The 1,102-nt window shown below is 50.9% G+C and carries 1 protein-coding gene; it reads left to right on the top strand.

What is annotated here, in order from left to right; all coding sequences use genetic code 11:
• Positions 1 to 956 (top strand): class I SAM-dependent methyltransferase (locus HWQ67_RS19365; protein WP_218254335.1); only part of this gene is annotated, 956 nt, incomplete at its 5' end.
• Positions 957 to 1,102: the final 146 nt, after the last annotated feature.

Genomic DNA, 1,102 nt, shown 5'->3' with positions numbered 1-1,102 from the left:
TGCATGAAGGAGATCAAACCGATGGATGTTATCACACGGTTAAAGAAAGAGGGGATACTGTGATGTCAGCGACGACACAAGTGCAATTGACGGATTGTCCGGTATGTAACGGGACAAGTTTTAAGAGGCTCTTTAACAATGTAGTACGCTGTCTGGCGTGCAACCTGATATTTGTCAACCCACAGCCCACAGATGAACAACTCAGAGGGATTTACACGCAACAGTACTATGCCTCCTGGGGGCTTGGCACCGACTACGACTCTGTCAGGGAGATGAAGGTTGCTACTTTTGACACCCTCCTGAAAATAGCAGAGAGATACTTTAGCGGGGGTAAGGTGTTGGATGTCGGTTGTGCTACGGGATTTTTTCTTGAGGCGGCAAGTCATAAGGGGTTTAGCGCATATGGCGTGGAGCTGTCGGAGTACTCGGCCTCCATTGCCCGGGATCGGTTTGGTTCAGACAGGGTCTTTCACGGCAGCCTTGAGGGGGCCGGGTATGAGGACGGCTTTTTTGACGCCGTGTTTATGATCGACCTGATAGAACACATAAAGGATGTAAATGCCCTTCTGAGGGAAGTCTATCGCATTTTGAGGGTGGGTGGGGTACTGGTCATCGTTACACCGGATATTAAATCCGTGACATTCAGGCTGATGGGCAGACATTGGCCCCACTTTAAGACGGAGCATCTGTTTTATTTTTCGACCTCTACGTTGAAGAAACTCTGTGCCGGAAACGCCCTTCAACATGTCACCGACAGACCCGCACGGAAGGCCTTAAGCCTGCGTTATGTCGAAAATCAACTGTCGGCCTACAAAGTGCCTGTCATATTGCCGCTGGTCAGGATGGTCAACGAACTGTTGCCCGATAATCTCCGCAGACGTAAGTTTATGACCCCGATGGGTGAGCTGTTGTTTATCGCAAGAAAGACACACGACAAGGCTACAGAGACAAAATGATACAGAAGATTGGTATCCTCTTAAAAAAGCATGGTAAAATGGGGTCAAGGGGACTTCTTTGTGGCTGGGGCGCCTCGCCCCTCCCCTTGCGGGGGGTTCTGAAGGGGGCCAGGAGCGTCCTGGAGCGACAAAGAAGCGGAGCCGCC

Source organism: Candidatus Magnetobacterium casense (assembly GCF_019173545.1).
Lineage (GTDB): Bacteria > Nitrospirota > Thermodesulfovibrionia > Thermodesulfovibrionales > Magnetobacteriaceae > Magnetobacterium > Magnetobacterium cryptolimnobacter.
The sequence above is the reverse complement of the archived record's forward strand: the minus strand, read 5'-3'. Positions and strand labels throughout refer to the sequence as shown.